This is a genomic window from Paenibacillus polymyxa (assembly GCF_001719045.1).
Taxonomy (GTDB): Bacteria; Bacillota; Bacilli; order Paenibacillales; family Paenibacillaceae; genus Paenibacillus; species Paenibacillus polymyxa_B.
This window is the reverse complement of record NZ_CP015423.1, coordinates 3,270,809-3,292,632: the sequence shown is the minus strand read 5'-3', so window position 1 is coordinate 3,292,632 and position 21,824 is coordinate 3,270,809. Positions and strand designations below refer to the sequence as shown.

Annotated in this window: 17 protein-coding genes, 1 pseudogene and 1 riboswitch; of the genes and pseudogenes, 8 read left to right on the top strand and 10 right to left on the bottom strand. The window is 47.7% G+C overall.

Translation table 11 applies throughout. The features are described 5' to 3' along the window. The first annotated feature begins 109 nt into the window (after positions 1–109). Positions 110–3,673 carry an LPXTG cell wall anchor domain-containing protein gene (locus AOU00_RS14735; protein WP_061831941.1) on the top strand — a complete coding sequence of 1,188 codons (3,564 nt, stop codon included), beginning with the start codon at positions 110–112 and terminating at the stop codon, positions 3,671–3,673. A 116-nt stretch (positions 3,674–3,789) separates the two neighbouring features. Further along, entirely contained in the window at positions 3,790–4,455 is a 666-nt protein-coding gene (locus tag AOU00_RS14730; RefSeq protein ID WP_069290902.1) for a class D sortase, read from the top strand. 90 nt (positions 4,456–4,545) lie between these two features. On the opposite strand, the gene AOU00_RS14725 is transcribed toward AOU00_RS14730, so the two are convergent. Beyond that, on the bottom strand, positions 4,546–5,013 hold the full coding sequence (locus AOU00_RS14725; RefSeq protein ID WP_013308442.1) for a cupin domain-containing protein: 468 nt from the start codon (positions 5,011–5,013) through the stop codon (positions 4,546–4,548). Between the two features lie 306 nt (positions 5,014–5,319). Between AOU00_RS14725 and AOU00_RS14720 the strand changes: the two genes are divergently transcribed. The 4 genes from AOU00_RS14720 to AOU00_RS14705 all read left to right on the top strand — a co-directional run bounded on the left by AOU00_RS14720 (position 5,320) and on the right by AOU00_RS14705 (position 8,347). Continuing rightward, positions 5,320–6,078 carry an amino acid ABC transporter ATP-binding protein gene (locus AOU00_RS14720; protein WP_165178777.1) on the top strand — a complete coding sequence of 253 codons (759 nt, stop codon included), beginning with the start codon at positions 5,320–5,322 and terminating at the stop codon, positions 6,076–6,078. Between the two features lie 42 nt (positions 6,079–6,120). Then, positions 6,121–6,951: a transporter substrate-binding domain-containing protein gene (locus AOU00_RS14715; protein WP_061831943.1), complete on the top strand. Its 831-nt coding sequence runs from the start codon at positions 6,121–6,123 to the stop codon at positions 6,949–6,951. Positions 6,952–7,022: 71 nt separating this feature from the next. Beyond that, on the top strand, positions 7,023–7,682 hold the full coding sequence (locus tag AOU00_RS14710) for an amino acid ABC transporter permease (RefSeq protein WP_023986681.1): 660 nt from the start codon (positions 7,023–7,025) through the stop codon (positions 7,680–7,682). A 14-nt stretch (positions 7,683–7,696) separates the two neighbouring features. Next, the gene (locus tag AOU00_RS14705; RefSeq protein WP_039270255.1) at positions 7,697–8,347 is read left to right on the top strand and encodes an amino acid ABC transporter permease; all 651 of its coding nucleotides are present in this window, start codon (positions 7,697–7,699) and stop codon (positions 8,345–8,347) included. A 27-nt stretch (positions 8,348–8,374) separates the two neighbouring features. Here AOU00_RS14705 and AOU00_RS14700 read toward each other — a convergent pair whose 3' ends face one another. From AOU00_RS14700 to AOU00_RS14670, 8 genes and pseudogenes are all read right to left on the bottom strand, one after another. Further along, positions 8,375–9,130: a LysR substrate-binding domain-containing protein gene (locus AOU00_RS14700; protein ID WP_231109517.1), complete on the bottom strand. Its 756-nt coding sequence runs from the start codon at positions 9,128–9,130 to the stop codon at positions 8,375–8,377. A 6-nt stretch (positions 9,131–9,136) separates the two neighbouring features. Then, positions 9,137–9,313 (bottom strand): annotated as a pseudogene (locus AOU00_RS27075) (LysR family transcriptional regulator); the annotation flags it as partial. A gap of 65 nt (positions 9,314–9,378) precedes the next feature. Next, positions 9,379–11,199 carry an oligopeptide ABC transporter substrate-binding protein gene (gene opp4A, locus AOU00_RS14695; protein WP_061831944.1) on the bottom strand — a complete coding sequence of 607 codons (1,821 nt, stop codon included), beginning with the start codon at positions 11,197–11,199 and terminating at the stop codon, positions 9,379–9,381. Between the two features lie 42 nt (positions 11,200–11,241). Then, positions 11,242–12,150: an ABC transporter permease gene (locus AOU00_RS14690; protein ID WP_013308435.1), complete on the bottom strand. Its 909-nt coding sequence runs from the start codon at positions 12,148–12,150 to the stop codon at positions 11,242–11,244. Between the two features lie 28 nt (positions 12,151–12,178). Further along, the gene (gene opp4B / locus AOU00_RS14685; RefSeq protein WP_061831945.1) at positions 12,179–13,147 is read right to left on the bottom strand and encodes an oligopeptide ABC transporter permease; all 969 of its coding nucleotides are present in this window, start codon (positions 13,145–13,147) and stop codon (positions 12,179–12,181) included. Positions 13,148–13,161: 14 nt separating this feature from the next. Next, positions 13,162–14,088 carry an ABC transporter ATP-binding protein gene (locus AOU00_RS14680; RefSeq protein ID WP_061831946.1) on the bottom strand — a complete coding sequence of 309 codons (927 nt, stop codon included), beginning with the start codon at positions 14,086–14,088 and terminating at the stop codon, positions 13,162–13,164. Next, positions 14,066–15,097: an ABC transporter ATP-binding protein gene (locus tag AOU00_RS14675; protein WP_061831947.1), complete on the bottom strand. Its 1,032-nt coding sequence runs from the start codon at positions 15,095–15,097 to the stop codon at positions 14,066–14,068. Before AOU00_RS14675 ends, AOU00_RS14680 begins: the two co-directional genes overlap by 23 nt. A 325-nt stretch (positions 15,098–15,422) precedes the next feature. Then, positions 15,423–17,021: a DUF6359 domain-containing protein gene (locus AOU00_RS14670; RefSeq protein ID WP_069290901.1), complete on the bottom strand. Its 1,599-nt coding sequence runs from the start codon at positions 17,019–17,021 to the stop codon at positions 15,423–15,425. 215 nt (positions 17,022–17,236) lie between these two features. Continuing rightward, positions 17,237–17,352, top strand: a riboswitch (glycine riboswitch). A gap of 211 nt (positions 17,353–17,563) precedes the next feature. Here AOU00_RS14670 and sdaAB point away from each other — a divergent pair. Both sdaAB and sdaAA read left to right on the top strand, forming a co-directional pair. After that, positions 17,564–18,253, top strand: a complete 690-nt coding sequence (sdaAB, locus tag AOU00_RS14665; protein ID WP_039270247.1) for an L-serine ammonia-lyase, iron-sulfur-dependent subunit beta — start codon at positions 17,564–17,566, stop codon at positions 18,251–18,253. Then, on the top strand, positions 18,243–19,142 hold the full coding sequence (gene sdaAA, locus AOU00_RS14660; RefSeq protein ID WP_069290900.1) for an L-serine ammonia-lyase, iron-sulfur-dependent, subunit alpha: 900 nt from the start codon (positions 18,243–18,245) through the stop codon (positions 19,140–19,142). Before sdaAB ends, sdaAA begins: the two co-directional genes overlap by 11 nt. Before the next feature lie 71 nt (positions 19,143–19,213). Here sdaAA and AOU00_RS14655 read toward each other — a convergent pair whose 3' ends face one another. Continuing rightward, positions 19,214–21,550, bottom strand: coding sequence for an Ig-like domain-containing protein (locus AOU00_RS14655; RefSeq protein ID WP_061832094.1), 2,337 nt, complete (start codon positions 21,548–21,550; stop codon positions 19,214–19,216). Positions 21,551–21,824: the final 274 nt, after the last annotated feature.

Genomic DNA, 21,824 nt, shown 5'->3' with positions numbered 1-21,824 from the left:
TGTCAGCCTAGCATGCTGAATATACTAATTTCGAACTAGGAGGAGGGAAGGAAAAACATAACCGCCGAAGCATTGCCATATTACGATGAATAGGAGAATCACTTGGAGCATGAGAACAAAAATAAATGTAATGATCATTGCCTTATTGCTCATTGTCCAAAACTTTTTCAGCGTAACGCTGGCTTACGCAGATGCTCCAGCCCCAGAACTGCCGCAGAGTGCTGTATCCGATCCTAACCATACCGTTACGGATGCTGTATACGTTGTCCCAAACCTTGAACCTCCTAGGGAGATTCCTTCAAACACGGTTCCCTTCGTTCAAGGAGCAACCAGTTCAAAGTCTCAACATGATGCAGCTCCGCAGAGCATATTAACGAAGTTGAGCCTGACCGACGAAGCAGGGCGTGTCATTGATGCGGTATATAGTCCAGACAGCCAATTCGACATCGGATCAGCCATCCAACTAGGCTATGAATGGGAGCTTCCTGACAATACCTATAAGTCAGGGGACACCTTCACCTTTCATTTACCAGAACAGTTTGTCATCTACACTGATATCTCATCTCCACTAGTCACTACCGACGGAACCGTGGGATACTTCACAGTAGATCGTCAGGGCAAGGTGATCATGACCTTTAACCAATATGTAGAGAATCATTCCAATGTCAGCGGCAAACTGCAAATCAAAACCGAGTTTACGAAAGAGATGATGAAAGGCAGTACAGAGATCATCATTGCGATTCCGATCAAAGGCGGGGTACAAACGGTCATCGTGAATGTAAAACCCCAGTCAGGGCCAACCCTAAGCAAACAAGGGAAAATAGCTGGCACCAATCAGATTGACTGGACCATTGATGTGAACAAACAGCTAAACACCGTAAAGCATGCCCTCATCACCGATCCAATTCCTTCAGGGTTGGAACTCAGAAGAGACTCTATCCGGCTCTATCATCTACAAGTCAATATCGACGGCTCGACCGTTGTTCGAGACCTAGTGAATGCAAGTGAATATGCCATTGAAGCAGATCAAGCCAGGACAGGGTTTGTGATTCGTTTTCAAGACGATAGCATTAACACGGCCTATCAGATTCAATATTCCACGCGTATTATTGGCGATGAAACTCGTTTCTCCAACACAGCAACGCTTTCAGGAGATGCGATAGAGAACGTTGTTGCTACCGCTACTGTTCAGGTGGAACGTGGTGAATTTTTGTCCAAAAAGGTTGAAAAATATGATCATTCCACACAAACACTCTCGTGGGCCATAAGATATAACTTCAGCGAGACAAAAATTCCCGAAGCCAAAGCTCTTTTAATTGATCATTTCAATAAAACTCAAGAATTGCTGCCCGGTTCTTTGAAAGTATTTAAGGGAAACACACTGGAAGAGCTCCCATCGTGGGCGTATACTGTCATCCCAGTTGATTATCCGGACCGCAACGGCTTCAAACTTCAATTCAACTTCGACGTAGATTCAGCCTATACCATCCGATACCAGACTCAAGCCAGAGGCCGTGTCTATGATAATGGAAAAGTTACAAACATCATAACCTCAGATGGAACCCAGAAGATCGTATCGACGGAAATCATAAGCGGAGTTATGACTAAAATGTATGACACACCCAATTACAACACCAAAATCATACCTTGGGTGATTACCATCAATACAGACTTGTACATCATGAAAAATATTGTCATTCAGGATGTGTTTCCAAACGGGGGCTTGGCCTTGTTACCGGACACCCTAAAAATTCAAAGTGTTGACGGAACAACGGAGCTACGTGCACCCACGGATTATGAGCTGATTCCGCTATCACAGGACTATAAACAAGGATTTACGCTCATTTTTCATAAAGCCATTCAGAAGGCTTATACAATCAAGTATTCAACTACCTATAATAATGACTGGAAAACGGATACGACGAAGCCCGAGTTTCGTAATAAATCCCATATAGAATACCAGTTTGAAGACGGAGAAAGATCATCGCAAGAAGTGGAGTGCCCGATCTGGCCGGACTTTATGACACAACGAAACGGTGCCAAGCAAGGAAGCTATAATGCGACCTCCAAGCTCATTACCTGGGACATTAAAGCTAACTACAATCGCAAGATCCTGAATCACGCGGAAGTGAGAGACCCCTTGTTGCAAGGTCAGAAGTTACTGCCCGCCTCCGTAAAAGTATACGATATGACCTTGCTGGGATGGTGGGATGGCGTACAAAAAGGGGCTGAAATCCCAGCAGATCAATACACCATTATTCCTCCCTCCGAGCAAAATGGTAATGAATTGCGTATCCAGTTCAAAAATAAGATACAGACTCCCTACTGGATTACCTTTCAAACTTCATTGGAAGGAGAACTGATTGAAAAGGAAATCCATAATCAAGCCCTTCTACTGGATGGACAAAAAACTGTCTCCGAATGGGCAGCGCAAGTCACGGTACCCCATGGCGGAGAATATGTATCTAAAGTCGGTACACAAAATGGAAATAAGATTGACTGGAGCATCCGCATCAATGAAGGACAGTCCCATGTATCCAATGCTAAAATTATAGACCAGCCTAGCAGCAATCAAATCTTAATTGAGGATTCCTTTCATTTGTACTCTACAATCATCGCTGCCAACGGAAATACCACCAAGGGCACCGAGTTGATTAGAAACCAAGATTACAAGCTGTATATCAAGACAGATGCTCAAGGCCAGCAAACTTTTGAACTTACTTTTGCTAAGGATATTTCCACTGCTTTTATACTTGAATACCAATCGTTCATTCATGCTGAAGACAAAGCCAAGGTGAGTAATAAGGTTGCCTTTGAGGGGGATCGCTTGACGACAGAACTGCGGGAAACCAGCCAGGAAATCATCGTACGAACGTCTTCCGGCTCCGGTTCTGGCGGGGGTGTGACCGAAAGTCTTGAGCTGACCAAGGTAGATCAGGATATGCCTGACAAGGTACTGCCTGGCGCACAGTTTGCGCTCTATGATAAAGGTCAAAAAAGAGCCCCTCTCATTCAGACCACCAATCAGGAAGGCAAAATCATCTTTTCTTCCTTGCTTCATGACGATTACATCTTGGAAGAATTGGCAGCACCGGAGGGCTATAAAATCACCGAGGGCAAGCTTGAGATCAAAATAGACGCAACACTGCGACAAAGCTCTGGCGTAAAGAGGGTTGTGATCACCAATCGTAAAGAAAAGAAAAACGACCCTGAACCACCTGTAGACCCGGGAACTCCAACAAACCCCACGAATCCCTCAGGACCAGGAACGCCTACTCATCCAAACCCCTCACCCCCGTCCGGAGGCTCAGGTAAAAAACATGACAAAGATCCGGAAATACCCGATATTCCGTCTATAATCGTCCCTCCGTCATTGCCAAAGTCTCCGGAGGACATAGTCCCTCCACAGGAGGAACCTGCGCCTATACCGCCGGAACTGCCAGCCGTCATGCCTCATCAAGATCCTCCTCCTCCGGTGGATTCGAAAGACGATCCCGAACCTAAGATCCGTCTCAAGGTTCCAGGGAAAGAACCTGAAGAGCAGGAAGATACACCTGCGGTCCATCAATTACCCCAAACAGGTGAAAGCAGCCCCGTTCCGTTCTATTTGACAGGCATAGCGATGGTTATATGGGGCGTATTTTTGAAATTCAGACGGACAAACAAAAAATAAAACTAATCACCTGCCCTGATCTCCCGGCTCATTCCATTCCCGATTAGAATGAGCCGGGAATGGGGCATTTTTTTAAAAAGTATGTATAATCCGTACTTTGCTTAGGGGAGGCGAGATTGCTGCGTCTGCGTAAACTTTCCTACGTATTCATTGTGTTAGGCTTACTTTTTATTTTGTTTCCTAAAGCGACGGAATGGAATGAGGATCGGGAACAAAGCAAGCTATTAAAAACAGCCGAGCTACCAACAGGAAAAAGCGATGCGCTATGGACCGCCAGTCTTACGGACAGCTATGCTCGCTTGTCTACTCGTCTTACGGAAGTTCCGGTTAGTGAAGCGCGACAAAATACTTCCCCACCCCCTGCTCCCATGGCAAGCGCTAATGAACAAACTCCCATAGCCACTATTAGTATAAGTCGTATTGCTTTAAAGCTCCCTGTGTTGGAAGGCGCAACGAGGATAAATATGAGACACGCGGCTGTACATATGCCGGAAACGGGGACGCTGGGACAAGCGGGGAATGCCGCCATTGCTGCTCATCGGGCCCGTACCTCTGGACGTTTATTTAATCGTCTAAATGAATTGAAGATTGGGGATAAGATTGTTGTCAACACTCGGGGTAACCAATATGTATATAGCGTTTATAGCCTGAAGGTGGTTGATCCTACGGACGTGTCTGTTCTAAAAAGCTTCAAAAAACAAAAGCTGCTCACGCTGATTACATGTGACCCTCTCGTCAACCCCACCCATCGTCTCATTGTTCAGGCCAAACTAAGCACCTAAAGCCATTTTAAAGTACCTATTTCTATGAGTAAAAATAAATCAGGCGGGCCATTCCTGTTCATTACAGAAATACACCCGCCAATGCTCACATCATGATTCAGTTGGATTCTTAGCAATCAGCTTGAAATCATCAAAGTGGAATCCTGGTGCAACCACACAGGTTACCAGCACGGGCTCATCCCCAAGCGGACGTGCCGTTTGCCATACTGCTCCTGGGACGAGTGCTTGTGGATGCTGTCCTGCCTCCACATCCGCACCGACGATAATCACAGTTTCTTCACCAGGCTCTTCTCCGCTTCCACCCAATTTCAACTCTACAGGGCTTCCGCTATGATATAACCACAGCTCATCAGAATGGACCACATGCCACTCGGAGAACTCGCCCGGATGCAGCAAGAAATACGTAGACGAAGCTGCAAAGCGCGGACCGGAATACACATCCGGCAGTACAGGCTTCGGAATTTGGAAATGGGCCTTCCACATCTCTTTGTACCAGCCGCCTTCTGGATGGGGCTCCATGCCCAATGCCGTTACTAGCGGTGAAATAGCTTTCGTCATTGTCTAACCTTCCTTTACCCTAAATTCCTTCTTCCCTACTGTAAAACATAGCGTTGCTTTTGTCACGTTTCTCCCTTGGCATGTCGAACGCTATTATTCCATGTCAAATTAAATAACATTAAATTGTGAATATTCATTTGATTTTATCATATAAATAGCAGTTAACAAGCAAAAGGACATACCAAAATATACTATGCGTAAAGTTTTATGACATAAAATCTTGTTTTTTATTGTAAGCTTATAGTATCATGAGAGAAATTTTGAAATTCTAATAGAGCTTGATCATGTCAATCCGTCTACTAAGCTATGTATCCAAGTCTAAAAGGGGTGAGCTCTCTGATCCAGTTTCGCAATGTCAACAAGCATTATGGTCACTTCCATGTACTCAAAGACATCAATCTTCAAATTAAGGAGGGCGAGGTCGTCGTAATCATCGGTCCCTCCGGCTCGGGTAAAAGCACCCTGCTTCGCTGCATCAATCGTCTGGAAACGATATCGGATGGGGAGCTGATCGTTAACGAGGTCCCTGTACATGACAAAAAGATTGATATTAATGCCTTCCGCCGCAACATCGGGATGGTGTTCCAACATTTCAATCTGTATCCACACAAAAAGGTGATTGAAAACATTGTACTGGCACCTATGAAGGTACTGGGCATCTCGAAAGAAGAAGCTACTCAAACAGCCATCACCTATCTAAAGCGCGTCGGAATCGAAGAAAAGGCACAGAGCTACCCCGCCCAATTGTCCGGTGGACAGCAGCAGCGGGTCGCGATCGCCCGTGGGCTCGCGATGAATCCAAAAATTATGTTGTTCGACGAGCCTACTTCAGCTCTTGATCCCGAAACGATCGGAGAGGTACTGGATGTTATGCGCTCGCTCGCCCATCAGGGCATCACAATGGTCATTGTCACTCATGAAATGGGCTTTGCACGTGAAGTGGCGGACCGCGTGATTTTTATGGATAAAGGACAGATTTTGGAAGACAGCCAACCTGCCGAATTTTTTCAGAATCCGGGTGAGGAACGGGCTCGCCTGTTCCTGAGCCGTCTGATTCATCATTAAACAGACTACCAATGTAGCGTAAATCGAAAGGGGAATGTTCTGATGAGAAAAAGATTTCAATGGAGTACTTTGGTGCTGGTAGCTTTATCTTGTCTGCTCGTCTTGGCAGGCTGTGGAGGCAAAGAAGGAGCGGCAACGTCGGGGAATGAGCCGGCAGCAGCCAACGGGCTGGAAGCGATCAAACAGCGTGGCAAACTGGTCGTTGGTGTGAAATACGATACCAAGCTGTTCGGACTGAAAGACCCGGCTAGCGGAAAAGTAGAAGGCTTTGATATCGACATCGCTAAGGCTGTAGCCAAACATATTTTTGGCGATGAAACCAAACTTGAACTAAAAGAGGTCACGTCCAAAACACGAATCACCTTATTGCAAAACGGGGACATTGACGCCATTATCGCGACGATGACCATTTCGGATGAACGTAAAAAACAGGTTGATTTCAGCGACGTCTATTTTAACGCCGGGCAATCTCTGCTCGTGAAAAAGGGGAGCCCCATCACCGGGCTGGAATCTCTGACCCCAAAAACCAAGGTGCTCGCCGTGAAAGGCTCTACTTCCGCCAAAAATATCCGTGAAAAAGCTCCTGAAGCAACGATATTGGAATTCGAAAACTATCAGGATGCTTTCAACGCCCTCAAAGCAGGTAAAGGAGAAGCGTTAACTACCGATAACTCTATTCTGCTCGGCATGCAGAAGCAAGATCCGAATTATATTCTTGTAGGCGGGAACTTCACAGAGGAACCTTACGGCATTGCAGTGAAGAAGGGACAGCCTGAACTGCTGCAAGCCATTAATGATACGATCAAGGAACTGAAAAGCAACGGTGAATACGATAAGCTCCACGAGCAATGGCTTGGGGTTAAACCCGAATAGTATTCTTGTGAAGGAGCCGCGATTGCGAGCTCCTTCCTTTCTTAGGTCTGGATAAGGAGGTACATTCACAGATGCTTACTTTTGATATCAACGTACTTTTTGATCATAGCGACCGTTTCAGAGAAGGCTTGCTTCATACCGTTCAAGCTAGTGTCATTGCCTTGATCGGAAGCTTTATTCTAGGGGCTATTATTGCCATCCTCCGAATTGCGCCTTTTAAATGGCTGAACTGGATCGGTACCGTCTATGTAGAGGTCATCCGCAATATCCCATTGCTGATCGTCGTACTGTTTTTTTATCTCGGGCTTCCCACTTTGGGCATCCCTTTGGACGGATTCGTATCTGGAACGCTTGGATTGACCGTATACACGGCCTCCTTTATTGCTGAAGCCATACGTGCCGGCATTCAATCTGTGCCCAAGGGGCAATTTGAAGCGGCAAGGTCCTCCGGGTTGAGTTACAACCAGACGATGATCAGCATTATTTTACCGCAAGCCATCAAAATTGTACTGCCTGCAATCGGCAACCAATTCATTAATCTGGTCAAAAACTCTTCCGTGCTGGCTATTGTGGCCGGACTGGACCTAATGTATTACTCGGACCTCATTAACTCGGATACCTTCCTGCCCATCACAGTCTACGCCATCACGGCGCTGTTGTATCTTATCTTGACGGTTCCGCTTAGCTTTCTTGTACTATATATGGAACGGCGTCTGTCCAAAACATCCTAAGGAGGGAAGCCCGTATGGATTTCGGTGGATTATTTGTGTGGCCTAATGTGCGTTTTATACTGGAGGGCTTCCTGCTCACGCTGGAGGTTGCTATTTACTCTATCGTGTTCAGCTTCGTTCTCGGTATCTTATTCGGCATCCTGCGCTATACCCGCTTACCTGTCATTTCACAGGTTGCAGCCTTTATCATTGATCTCATTCGCAATCTTCCATTATTGCTCATTATTTTCTTCATCGGTATGGTTTTACCATCCATCGGATTGTCGATTTCCCTCAAGTGGGCAGCCATTACAGGCCTGTCGATCTTCGAGGGAGCCATGATCGCCGAGATTGTGCGCAGCGGTCTGAATTCGGTCCATAAAGGACAGGTGGAAGCCGCACGTTCCTCCGGTCTAAGCTACTCTCAAACCTTATGGCATATCATTCTGCCCCAAGCGCTTCGTCGCATGGTGCCCCCGATTGTCAGCCAGTTCATTTCCCTATTCAAGGATACCTCACTGGCTGTCATTATCAGTTTGCCGGAGCTGACGCATAACATTCAGATTGTCGGTGGGCAAAATCAATCCTTTGTCATTCCAGCCCTGCTGTTCGCAGCTTTCCTGTACTTTGCTGTCAATTACAGTATGTCACTGATTGCACGCAGGCTGGAAGTTCGTACACATTAAAGCTCGTGATACTCATCAGCGTTGCCACTAGTTGGAACGCACTGTTAGTACAGCTTGTATCTTTTCAATTAATCGCTTCAATGCTTCTCCCTGATAACGGCCAGACCGATAAATCAACTCTAGCTGACCCTGGAGCACGCCGCACAAAATAGGTACAGTGCAAAATTGTGAGCGATCCAATTCTGCCGCAAGGGACTCCGTCTGTAGGGTTACGGCAAGTCCCTCCTGCACCCAGTGCAGGATTGAAGGTATGGAATTTGTCTCCAAGACGGTTGCAAAGGGATACCCGCGATCCCGGAAGCACTTCTCAATCAGCCTCCTGCCGGGATGACACTCTGGCTGCATCGCCCAGGGTACATGCCTCAATTCGTCCAGCGTAATGGAAGAACGGTTGGAAAACACATGCTCTACCGGAACAACAAGACAGTAGTTCTCCGTACGAAGAGGAAGCTGGACAAGCCTTTCATCCGTACCCGAATGCAGCGTAATGCCAACATCCATTCGGTTATCCAGCAGCTGTTCTGTTACATCAAATGATGGATGGATGTGCAGGCTGACTCTAGGAAATGACTGATGAAAATGGATAAGCATTTCATGCAATGACTCCTCCAGCTCCGGTAATGCAATACCAATCCGCAAACTCCCGCGTTGCTCGGTGCGCAACTCCTCAATGGAAGCCTTTGCTTGCTGCAAATCCTTGAGCGCATGTGCACTGTGTTGCAGCAACAACTTCCCGGCATCTGTTATTTTAATCTTCTTACCTGCACGATCAAAAAGCGTCATGCCCAATTCCTCCTCCAGCGCCTTGATTTGCAAGCTGAGCGTGGGTTGGGAGATTCCGATCTTTTCCGAAGCTTTCGTAAAATGTAGTTCCTCGCATACAGCAATGAAGTATTGAAGCTGACGTATTTCCGTCTTCCTTCTCTCCCTTCGAGAATCCCCAGAATGATTGCATGAAAAGGTCAAAAGAAGCGCAAAATCGGATCCATCCGGTTCGCGCTTCTTCTTCAGGTTATTGCGCTTTTTTGAGATTATTGGGCTACTTCTGCTTTTTCCGCAGTCAACGTAATATTCGCAAACGTGTCTGCATCATACTCCTTGCCACGAGTAATATCGTAATTGGCTACCCGATTATTCACTGCCTCTAACGAGTAGCGGAATAACGTCGGTACGATGGGTGCCTCCTCGCTCATATACGCCTGCCACTGATTGTATATATCTTTACGATAATTGTCGTCAAAGGCTTTCACAGACACCCCTTCCTGCAACAGCTTATCATTCTCTTCACTGGTAAAGCGCGAGTAGTTAAAGCTGGCTCCGCGTCCATACAGCCCACTAGGGTTTACATCTGTACCTGTACTCCATGCGCCGCCAAAAATATCAATGCCGGGGTCATCCTTTTGCACACGGTCATAGAAAGAATTGAACTCAAGCAGACGACCGTCCACCAGTTCGACATGAAGCCCGACATCCTTCCAATTTTGCAAATAAAACTTCGCCAGCGATTCGGCTGTCGCATCCCCGCTCATTGCTGCATAATGGAGTACCAGTTCCTTGCCCTTAGGGTCCTCACGGTATCCATCTCCATTGGTATCCACATAGCCTGCCTCGTCCAGCAGCTTTTTCGCCTTGTCCGGGTCATACGTGATGCCCTTTGCATTCATATCATGATATCCCTTAAAGGCAGGCGGAATCAGGGATGTTGCTGGAATCCGAAGTCCATGATAGAGCTGCTTGCCGACCTGCTCATTATTCAGCGCATAGCCGAGGGCCTGACGCAATGACTTGTTCGCCAGCTTGGCGTTCGGGTCCATGATATTTAGATTCTTGGCCTGATCGAATTTGCCCATCTTAAAGCCCACATAGCTATAAGATAATTCCTCCTGACCGAGAAACTGTACATTTTTCGGATTGCTGGCCTCATTGTAACGGGTGGTTGGATAGCTGGCCCAGTCGACTTCTCCACTTTTCAGCGCCTCGGTAATGACATTCGGGTTCACCACCTTCAGATGAAGGCCATCCAACTTGGGCTCACCGTGGAAATAATCTTCATTTTTGACGAATTCCACAGATTCACCTGTGACCATAGATTTAATTTTGAACGGCCCATAGCCAATCGGGTTTTTACGGACAGGATCAGATCCGGCCATATCTTTCACGGGAATATTCTGAAATACCTTTTTCTCCAGTGGTGTAGACCAAAGCCCCGATTTCACCGAAGGATTAGGTTCCTTGAAGTGAATGGTAACCTCTTTCTCATTCAGCACCTTGATGCCAGAAATGGTTTTGGCCTTACCCGCGTGATAATCCTCCATGCCCACAATGTTGGTCATAAAGCTATCATAACGCGGACCTTCATAGTCTTTATGACCAATCACTTCATAGGAAAAAGCATAGTCCTCTGCCGTTACGGGATTACCATCCGTCCAGTTCAGCTTGGGATCAATTTTGACAGTCACAGCCTTATTGTCTGGGGAAAAGGAAATTGTCGCCGCTCCTTTATCGTCAATATTTAGATTGGAGTCAATCGAAAACATAGAAGGGTAGAAAAACTGGAAGACTTCAAAATCAGGATTGCCTTCATAAAATACAGGATTCAGAATACCTTCAAAAGGGGTATCAGACACGAGTGCATAATTGATGATGCCACCCTTAATCGGCGCCTTATCGTTCTTGACCGCCTTCGCCAGCGCTGTCGCATTCACCTGCTTGCTGTCGGACCCTGAGCCGCCTGTACCGTCAGACGATTTCCCTCCATTTGAAGCGGAAGGCGAACCGCTGCATGCGGCCAGTGAAAATACCAAAATTGCAGATAGAACAGGCAGAATTCCTTTTTTCCAGTGTTTAACCATTGTAAATCCCTCCTTGTCATTGTCCTTATCCTTGAACTTCAGTTAACCCAATCGTTGTCTGGCATCCGTGGCGCGTTTGAGCGCCTGGCCAATAAAGTTAATCGCCAGCATTAGCACCAAAATAAGCAGTGAGGCTGGCAACCACATCCACCAGCTATTCTGCAAAACATCCGGGTCATTGGCATAACTCACCAGTGTACCCAAGCTTGGCGTAGATTCCGGTAAGCCAAAGCCGAGATAAGAAAGCCCGGTCTCAATCCCGATATTCCCCGCGAGGCTGAGGGTCAGATTGACGATCACGACCGAGCTAAGATTGGGCAGCACGCCAAACCAAATGATTTTCCAATTGGGTGTGCCAAGGGTTTTGGAAGCCTGCACATAATCGAGTTCGCGCTCCGACAACACCTTGGCCCGGATAAGACGTGCTTTCCCAATCCATAAAAAGGCAGTCATAATGAAAATAAAGGACCCTATGCCGCTTTTGGGTACAATGCTGACAAATACGATAACCAGCATCAAAAACGGAAGCACCAGAATAAAATCAATGATTCGCATGATGATGTTATCGACCAGTCCCCCATAAAAACCAGCCAACAAACCTAACGTTAAGCCAATAGCGGCGGATAACAATGTAATCGTAAAGCCGATGGTGAAGGAATTGCGGGCTCCAATGACCAGCTGACCGAAAATATCCCTGCCCGCTCGATCTGTCCCCAGCCAATGCACTGAGCCTGGAGCTTCACGGATCGCGCCCAAATCGACTGTCGTGACTACATCCTGATTTACAAACAGGACAGAGGCATATATAAAGATCAAGAACAGAATTACAAAGCCAATGGAAACCAAGGACATTTTGTCACGCACCAGCTCACGACGCAGTACAGACCAACTGGATGGTGATTTACGAATGATTTCCGGCGTGAAGACCTCCTCCACCTGTATAGACACCATAATCCCTCCCTTTCTCTAGACTTGTTCGCTATTCAATTCGAATGCGGGGATCGACTTTGCTGAGGATGACATCAGATAAAAGAGTTCCTAATAGCGCCAAGAAACCAGAGATCATGACCAGCGCGTTCACGACTGAAAAATCCCGTTGAGTGATGGACTGGAGAAATAATTGGCCCAACCCCGGATAACCGAAAATAGATTCAAGAAAAATATTGCCTGCAATTACTCCCGTCAGGTCATAGCCCAAAAAGGCAGCAATCGGCAATAGAGAGTTTTTGAAAATATGGCGGGAATAAATTTTACCTTCGGGCACCCCTTTGGAACGCGCTGTTTTCACAAAATCCTTCAGTCTTGTGTCAATGACCTCATTGCGCAAATACTGAATCGTAGCCGTTGTACTGAGCAATGCGCCTGTAACCGCCGGTAAAATGAGATGATACGACTTGTTCACGTAATATGACCATGTCCCCGGCTCCACGCCTACATCCACACTGCCGCTGGTTGGAAACCAGCCGAGCCTGAATCCGAATACGTACAGCAGCAACAACGCGAGTATAAATAGAGGTGTCGCAAAGCTGAGATAGGTATAGCCCACTACGGTTTTGTCCAGCAGACTATGCTGATAACGACCGCTGAGTACGCCGAGCGGAATGGCGATCAGATACGTCAGAACCAGAATTACTACGCCCAGAAAGAACGTGTTCCCCAGACGGCTGCCAATCAGATCGGTAACGCTAATTTTATGTACATAAGATTTGCCCAGATCCCCGTGAGCAAGCTGGACGAGCCAGTTCCCATACTGCACCCACACCGGATCATTCAGTCCCAGTTTTTGTCGCTGTTCTTCCAGTGCGGCCGGATTCAGATTGGGTGTCGAAGTAATAAGTCCTGTCAGGGCATCCCCCGGCATAGCCTTAGCTAGGAAAAATATAAGCACGCTCAGTGCAAAAAGTTGAGGGATCATAACCAGCAGCCGACGCAGTGTAAATTTCCACATATTCTGTACCCCCCTTATGGTAGCGCGACTTGATGGGATGGACTTACTGATTTTAGTGCAAACGGCTTTCCACTCGCGTCTAGATGTTTGGGTAGCTCTGTTTTGTAGGAGGATAAAAGCATTCGCCTTTTTTGGGCATTTTCCAGTCGTTTTGTAGGATCAATATTGGGAATGGTTGCAATAAGGCGCTGGGTATACAGATGCTGTGGACGCTCATAAATGTCTTGCTCGCTCCCCTGTTCCACTAGACGTCCTCGGTACATAATACCGATTTGGTCACACATATGGCGGATAATACCTAGGTCATGACTAATGAACAAATACGTTAAATTAAACTCCCGCTGCACATCCTTCATAAAATTAAGCACTTGTGCCTGCACGGAAACGTCCAGCGCCGACACCGGCTCATCAGCTATGATCAGCTTGGGGTTTAATGTAAGCGCACGCGCGATCCCGATCCGCTGCCGCTGCCCCCCGGAAAATTCATGCGGATATTTGTAGGCTGCATCGGCGTTCAAGCCGACCTTTTCCAGCAACGTCTGTACTTTCCTTCGTTCTTCCTCACTGCTCAGCCTTTCAAAATTTCGCAGCGGTTCAGCAATGACATCCAATACGCGCTTACGCGGGTTGAGCGAAGAGTATGGGTCCTGAAAAATCATCTGAATATCTCTACGCAGTGGATGGCGATTGTTACGGCTCAGAGCTGCAAGGTCCTTTCCTTTAAACAGAAGCCGTCCGCTCGTCAGCTTATTTAGACCGATGATCGTCCTGCCTGTCGTCGTTTTTCCACAGCCGGATTCTCCCACCAGCCCGTATGTCTGGCCTGCCTCAATGCTGATCGACACGCCATCCACTGCTTTCACCTGATCGATAACACGCTGGAAGAAACCACCGCGCACCGGATAGTGGACCCTCAGATCATTTAACTCTAGTAGTGCCATGAGCAGCCTCCCCCTTTGCCTCGTCTTCAAAATGAAAATGCTGATAACATGTACAACGGACCCAATGTCCAGGGGAAATTTCATTTAGTTGGGGATGGTCTTCATGCACTCTCTCCTGAATCCAAGGAATACGCGGAGCAAAGCGGCAACTATTGCGGGGGATATCTTGTAATGAGGGAACAATGCCGCCGATGACATGCAGTGATTCCCCCTTGGTATGAGATCCCGGCATAGAAGCAAGCAAAGAACGCGTATACGGATGCTGTGGATGCCTGAATAATTCAAAAACATCAGCGCTCTCCACGATTTCTCCGGCATACATGACCACCACGCGGTCAGCTACTTCTGCCACAACACCAAGATCGTGCGTAATCAGGATAATTCCGCTCTCAGTCTCCTGTTGAAGCTGTTTGAGCAAGTCGAGAATTTGCGATTGGATCGTTACATCGAGCGCAGTCGTCGGCTCATCTGCAATAATAAGAGAAGGTCGGCAAGCTATGGCAATCGCGATCATCACACGCTGCCGCATCCCTCCTGACAGTTCATGCGGATACTGATCATACACACGCACAGGATTCGGTATATCTACACTTTCCAGCAGCTCCAGCACACGTTCCCTTTTTTGCTTCATAGATAGTGACGTATGATAATCAAGATTTTCTTCAATCTGCTTGCCAATGCTCATCAACGGGTTGAGTGCTGTCAGCGGGTCCTGAAAAATCATGCCAATGCCCGCTCCGCGGATTTTGTTCATTTGCCCTGAAGAAAGACGGTTCAGGTCCGTGCCTTTAAAAAGGATCTCTCCCTCTACACGCGTGCGTTCCATGTCATGCAGTTGCGGGATAGAAAGCGCCAGCGCGCTTTTGCCACAGCCAGATTCTCCGACTACAGCCAGCACTTCATTGGGGTTGACCGTCAGATCCAGATGGTCGACTGCGGGGTGATATTGATCCTTGATGCGAAAAGAGACGGATAATCCTTTAATTTCCAACACAGGTTCGGTATTCAATGCGCGCTTCCTCCATTCTCCATGGTCTTGTCCCGCTTATTCTCACCATGTTTGATGTTTAAAACCTCTCATGAACATTACATACCGTTTTTGTCGGAATAATTTGAATACATCCTATCACCAGTATATGGATATATCAATTAAGATTATGCTATCAACATCATTTAAAAAATCAATGATCCAGCAGTAGCGCGGCCTTTCTGGCACAAAATGTAATGAAATAACCAACCACAGGTTAATTTTCATCACAAAAAAAGTCGCCTGATCCCTCTACAGGGATCAAACGACTAATTAGCACCAGCTCACATTGAGCTCCTCACGATAATTACGAAGCCGCTCCATAGGAGCCAGACTTGAACGTTCTAGGATCATACCATTTGTAGCCTGCTGCCGGAGCAGCCCAAGGCTCAGCCTGCGGTTCCGTGGAAGCCGCAGGCTCCTCGAATGGCAGAAGCTTCGTTGGTTGATCCAGAGTCAAACCTGCCACATCGGACAATTTCGTGTAGTCCTGCTTCCATGCAAGCCATTGGACCGTTTGTACCAGGAAGGTGGAATCATCCACTTCCTTGAAACCATCATATGTCTTCTTCGACTGTCCATTTTCCTCACGCACATATTTCGGTGTAGCATCTTCTACAGGGGAAGAATCACCGATAAACGCTGCCTTGCCTTGACCTACCTTGGAGATAGCGGCATAAGGTCCTTCCGCACGGCCCCCGCCGTTATAAACTCCCTGATCTACAGCATTCCCCCATTTTTTCGTGCCTGAAGGGATAAAAGCAATGCCTTTAGCCTTGGTAGGATCAATAATAGCCAGCGTAGATCCTGCATGCATCGCAATCGAGCGCACACCCTTGGTAATGCCGAAAGATTGATCTGCGGCTACAATGTCGGTAGCATTCACGTCACCAAGCGCATTATAACGGAAACGAACACCAAAGTTGGCCGCCAGCCAATCGGAGCTTGTTAATCCTTGCATCGCCGGTGATGCTGCTTCTTCTGCAGTCATGCCTTTGGCCGGATTAGTATAGGCTCCACGACGGTAGCCATTCATAACTTCGGAGGAATCCCAACGGTTTTTGTTACGGTCCGCATTATAATGATCGGAGATGAAGAAGACGCTCCCCCCGTTATTCACGTATTGCAGCAGAGCAGCCTGCTCGGATGCCTTAAAGGCAACATTCGCTTCACCAATAATGAACACATCATATTGGCGCAGCTTGTCATATGTTATGGCCTGCTCTCCATAAGTAAAAGGAATGGGACGATTCAATTGGTCTACCGTAAAGCCTACATTACGCAGTCCATTGGCAAAGTCGGAGAAGGCGCCTTCAATGACCCAATCTGCTGCACCAGCGGTCTGTGCGTGCGTATTATCGAACAGCACCTTTTTGCCTTTTCCATCCGGCAAAGTAGTACCGGGTTGACCCGGGTTGCCAGGTTCGCCAGGTTCACCTGGTTCCCCCGGCTCGCTTCCGCTCACCAGTTCAACAGCGCTTGGGCTTTTCACTCCACCAAAATTATTGTAGGCGCCGAGTGTACCCGTCACACGAATTTTGCTGCCGATCAGCTCAGGGTGGCCTGACAGCCCAAATTGCCCTCTGTACGCTGAAGTCAGCTGTACATCCAATAGATTAGACGTATTACGTTCATTTGCCTGATCGGCAATCAGTACGTTAAAATCATTCGCGAACGGAGAAGAAAAGTTAGCCGTTTTCGATCCGGTAGCATGTCCGACGATGTAGCCTTCCACCGTCACCGTACCTCCACTGCTTTGGCCCTGAATTGCTTCGGCTACTGTCAATGCTCCCTCTGCCTTGACCTGACCGAATGGTACGAAGATCCCGATCAGCAGTGATACGATTGCTGCTAGATGCAGCATCCCTTTTAAGCGTGAATCTGTGAACCGCAAGCCTTTTACCATACGTCAATATCCCTCCTATGTTTTCCATAAATGTACTTGTCCTTTATCAGATTAGCCGCCAATCTTCTAATTCCTTCCTGATTCCATCCATAATTATGTAAATTTTAATCTTCTTTATTGGTAACGCACCTGTTTATGTAAAAATTGAACCCTGTGATTGACACCGAGCACGGCATACATTACCCTAAGGAAGACATGTAGAACGGTATACGCGAATGAAGATGACGGGAGAGTCTGTCCAGGGAGCCTACACTCTGGCGGCACCGAAGGAGCAAGACGCCAGCACCCGGCTGGCGGATAATCTCTCAGGTCCATGTATCGTCATCTGACGCAACTCTGGAGAGAGCGCAAGCCACCCAAGGGGTAAGGCGGTAAGAACACCGCACGAAACTCTCAGGTAACGAGGACAGAGATAAGGGAAACTTCCTTATCCTGTCCTTTTTTGTGCTCACATTGCGCGTCAGCATTAGGAACCGTCATAAACGCGCAAAGACGCGGAAATACCATATAGTATGGTATTAGAACATACAGGGGGCCACACCATGCGTTTCAAAGATGTATTTTCCATTATCGGCCCGGCCATGACCGGACCTTCCAGTTCACACACCGCAGGCGCGGTGCGACTCGCACGCGTTGCCCGGCACTGGCTCGGAGCGCAGCCTGACCGTGCCCGCATGACATTATACGGCTCCTTTGCCGATACGTATAAAGGACACGGTACAGATCTGGCGCTCATCGCAGGACTGCTTAATTACGATACGGACGATCACCGGATTCCCGATGCCGAGCAATGGGCAGAGCAAGCCGGGATGGCCGTAGAATTCGCCGTCAGCGGACTCCCCGCCCCTCATCCGAACACTGTCCGTTTCGAGCTGTGGAAGGGCGAGGATCAGCGCACACTGTTGGGCTCCTCCATCGGCGGCGGCAGCATCCATGTCCAGCAATTGAACGAATTCCGGGTCAATCTGACCGGGGAGCTGCCTACGCTGGTGCTTCTCCACTCAGATAAGCCCGGTACATTGGGCGCGATAACTTCAGCGCTGGGCGCGGCTCACATTAACATTGCCTATATGCACGTAGATCGCAAGGGCCGGGACGGTGAAGCACTCACCGCCATTGAAACGGACAGTTCTGCTCCAGCTGAACTAATTGCGGAACTGCGTTCTTTACCTCATATGTATGAAATTAAAATGATTAATTTGAAAAAAGGAGCTGAATCCGATGCGGTTTAGCCATCTGCATGAAATCAGCGCTTTATGCGCTGAAGAATCCACCACAATTGGCCGCTTGATGATTCAAGAACAGGTACAAGAGACGAATACAACGGAGGAAGAAATCTTCCGCCAAATGTCTGATTATTATGAAGTCATGAAGGAAGCCGTTCATCGCGGACAAACACAAGACACCGTATCCCGCAGTGGATTGACGGGCGGGGACGGCAAGCGCCTAACCGAGTATCTGCGGGCAGGGGAAACCTGCTCTGGCGATGCCTCCGCGCTCGCCATGGCTTATGCCCTCTCCGTGTCGGAGGTTAATGCATCCATGGGTCGCATTGTCGCCACGCCTACCGCAGGCTCATGTGGGGTTATCCCTGGTGTATTCATCAGTGCGCAGGAGCGGTTCGGCTGGGATGATGAGCATATGGTGAACGGCCTATTCGCCGCTGGAGCCATTGGCTACGTGATCGCCAACAACTCCTTCATTTCTGGCGCGGAGGGAGGCTGTCAGGCTGAGATTGGCTCAGCTATCGGGATGGCCGCTGGCGCTATGGTCGAGCTGCGCGGTGGTACGCCTGAACAGGCTGTTCACGCCGTGGGTCTCGCCCTTAAGAACACGCTCGGCCTGATTTGCGACCCCGTCGCCGGACTCGTGGAGATCCCGTGCATCGTGCGCAACGGGCTGGGAGCCGTGACTGCACTTGCCGCAGCAGATATGGCTTTGGCGGGTGTGCGCAGCGCTATTCCGTCTGACGAAGTCATTGACGTGATGCTTGAAGTCGGCAGTGCGATGCCGTCGAAGCACCGCGAGACCGCCAAAGGCGGCTTGGCCCAGACGCCGACTGGCAAGCGTTTGACCGAATCACTTACACGCAACACACCAACCAAGAAGGATAAGTCATAAATTATAAGCGGTAGCCTCCTTAAAATAAAAGAGCAAGCCTATCGTCCTTGGACGTATGCTTGCTCTCTTTTTTACTGAACGGTTACCTGTACCTTCGTCATTTTACCTGCATATTTCACAGTAATTACAGCTTTACCCTTGCCCTGTGCCTTAATGTTACCGTCTTTGACGGTCGCAACAATAATTCTGGACGAGGACCAGACAGCCGGTTTGGAGACATCCTTCTCCGACTCATCCTTATACGTGGCTGTAGCCGTAACCTTAGCCAGCTGTCCTGCCTTCAAATTCAATGCGACTTCGTCTGTTTGCAGGTATTTAAGCGTATCAACATCCACAGGTACGCTGATTACCTTCCCGCCAAATTTCGCCTGAATGTTAGCTTTACCGTAGCTAACCGCGGTAACCTGACCCTTTTTAACAGTGGCTACCTTATAATTAGACGTTTTCCATTCAGCTTGGGCCGTAACGTCCTTTTCTTTACCATCACTCGATTTAACCACAATCGCGATGGTTTTTTGATCTCCAGATTTGAGCGATAGCGCGATTGCATCCGCTTCAATCTTTTGCGCTACGTCCACTTCTACCGTAAACGTAATGTTTTGCTTGCCATATGAAGCAGTCACAGTTGCCTTACCGCTACCATTCGCTTTGATCAAACCTTCGCTAACCTCAACCACTTTTACATTGCTAGTTGTCCAGGTGGCGTCCTTAGTTACATCTGTTTTTGTACCGCCACTCTTAACTCCTGTTACTTTCAGTTGCTTCGTTTCCTGAGCACCAAGCGCAATTACACGCGAGTCTGTTTCCAGACGGTCTACAAGGCCTACTTGCACGTTAATCGTCAGTTTTTTGCCATTATAGGTCACTGTAATAACCGCTTTACCAGCGGATTTACCCGTAATCGTTCCTTTGGACACAGAGGCAATATCTTCTGCGCTTGAAGTCCATTCTGCATCCTGTGTTACATCTTCTTTACGTCCATCCGCATAAGTAGCCGTCAAAGTTGCAGTATAGTCCTCATCAATATCAATCGTTGCCGTTTTGGAGGACAAAGACAGATCACCGGGTACATTTACGGATACCGTAGCTGTAACTGTTTTGCCACCATAAGAAGCGGTGATCGTAGCCTCACCTGTTTTATAACCCGTGACTTCTCCCGCACTGACAAAAGCGATGTCTTCATTGCTGGACTTCCACTCTGCCTTACTTGTGATATCTTCTTCCGTACCTGTTACATACGTTGCGGTCAGCTTGAGCTTTTTGGATTCCTTGGCATTCAGGCTCAGCTTGTCCTCACTCAAATCCAGATATCTGGAGGTTTCGACATCTGTCTTGATCGAAACGGTCTTATCTCCATACTTAGCGGTCACCGTAGCCGAACCCGCTCCAATAGCCATAATCGTTCCCTTATTCACAGTCGCAATTTTTTCATCGCTTGATGTCCAAGTAGCTTTATCTGTGATATCTGTTACCGTTCCATCCGGGTACACAGCAGACACCTGTATTTTCTTAGATTCATCCAAACGGAGAAAAATATTGGTTTCGCTGGCTTTCAGCTTATTCGTCTGATCCACATCCACTGCAATCGTAGCGGACATCGTGCCATATTTACCTGTAATTGTCGCCTTCCCTGTGCTATAGCCGGTAATAGTGCCTTTCAGAACATCTGCCACGGCTGTATTGCTGGAGCTCCACTCGGCAGACTCTGTAACATCCTGAATTGATCCATCCGGGAACGTTGCTGTCAATTTAACTTTCTCCGTATCTTTCAACAAAAGAGAAACCTCTGATGTACTGGCATCCAGCCGTTTAACCTGCTCCACCTGTACAGCAATCGTTACGGTCTGTTGTCCATATACAGCCTTAATATTGGCTGTACCGGCTCCTTGAGCGGTAACCAATCCGTTGACTACAGTCGCTACCTTCTGATTATCCGAAGTCCAGGCCGCATCGCCTGAAACCTGAGCTGTTGTATTATCACTGTAAGTCGCTGTCAGATCAATCTGTCCTGTACCGCTTGAACGCAAGTTCAGGCTTTGTACACTGGATGTCAGCGCCTTAACCTTTTTCGTGACATGTACCTGAACCGATTGCACCTTCTCTTTATAGGTCGCAACCACGGTGGCTTCCCCTTCAGCCTTAGCCGAAACTGTACCATTATACACAGTAGCAATAGCTGTATTATCACTTTTCCATTCCGTGCTTACGGTTACATTCGAGGTTGTCCCATCGCTAAAAACAGCAGTAGCCGTCAACGCAGCCGTATCTCCCTGCTGCAAAGTTACCTCGTTAGATGAAAGGACAATCTTGGAAAGCACCGCATCCGCAGCAGATGCAAATCCTGCATATGATGTAAAACTTGAAATCAGGATGACCAACGCCAGAAAACCGGACCATCTATTCTTCAAAATCTAATTCCCTCCCATTTCAAAACTTAAATTAAGGATTTCGCAAAATCCTTACACCTACGTTTTATGTCGTCATATGGAAAAGAATAGTTTAGGCTTCGAAGGAAATTTGGTCCTTATTAACTAGATCGTTTCTGATAAAGATTAGACATTACAATTTGTGTAGCTTCAGAGCCATAGTGAAGAGTTTTCTCAACAGATCCACAATCTCGCATTTACAAACAGCTATATGCTGCTGCGCGAACTCTTAAATGATGGTATTCTTCCATATTAG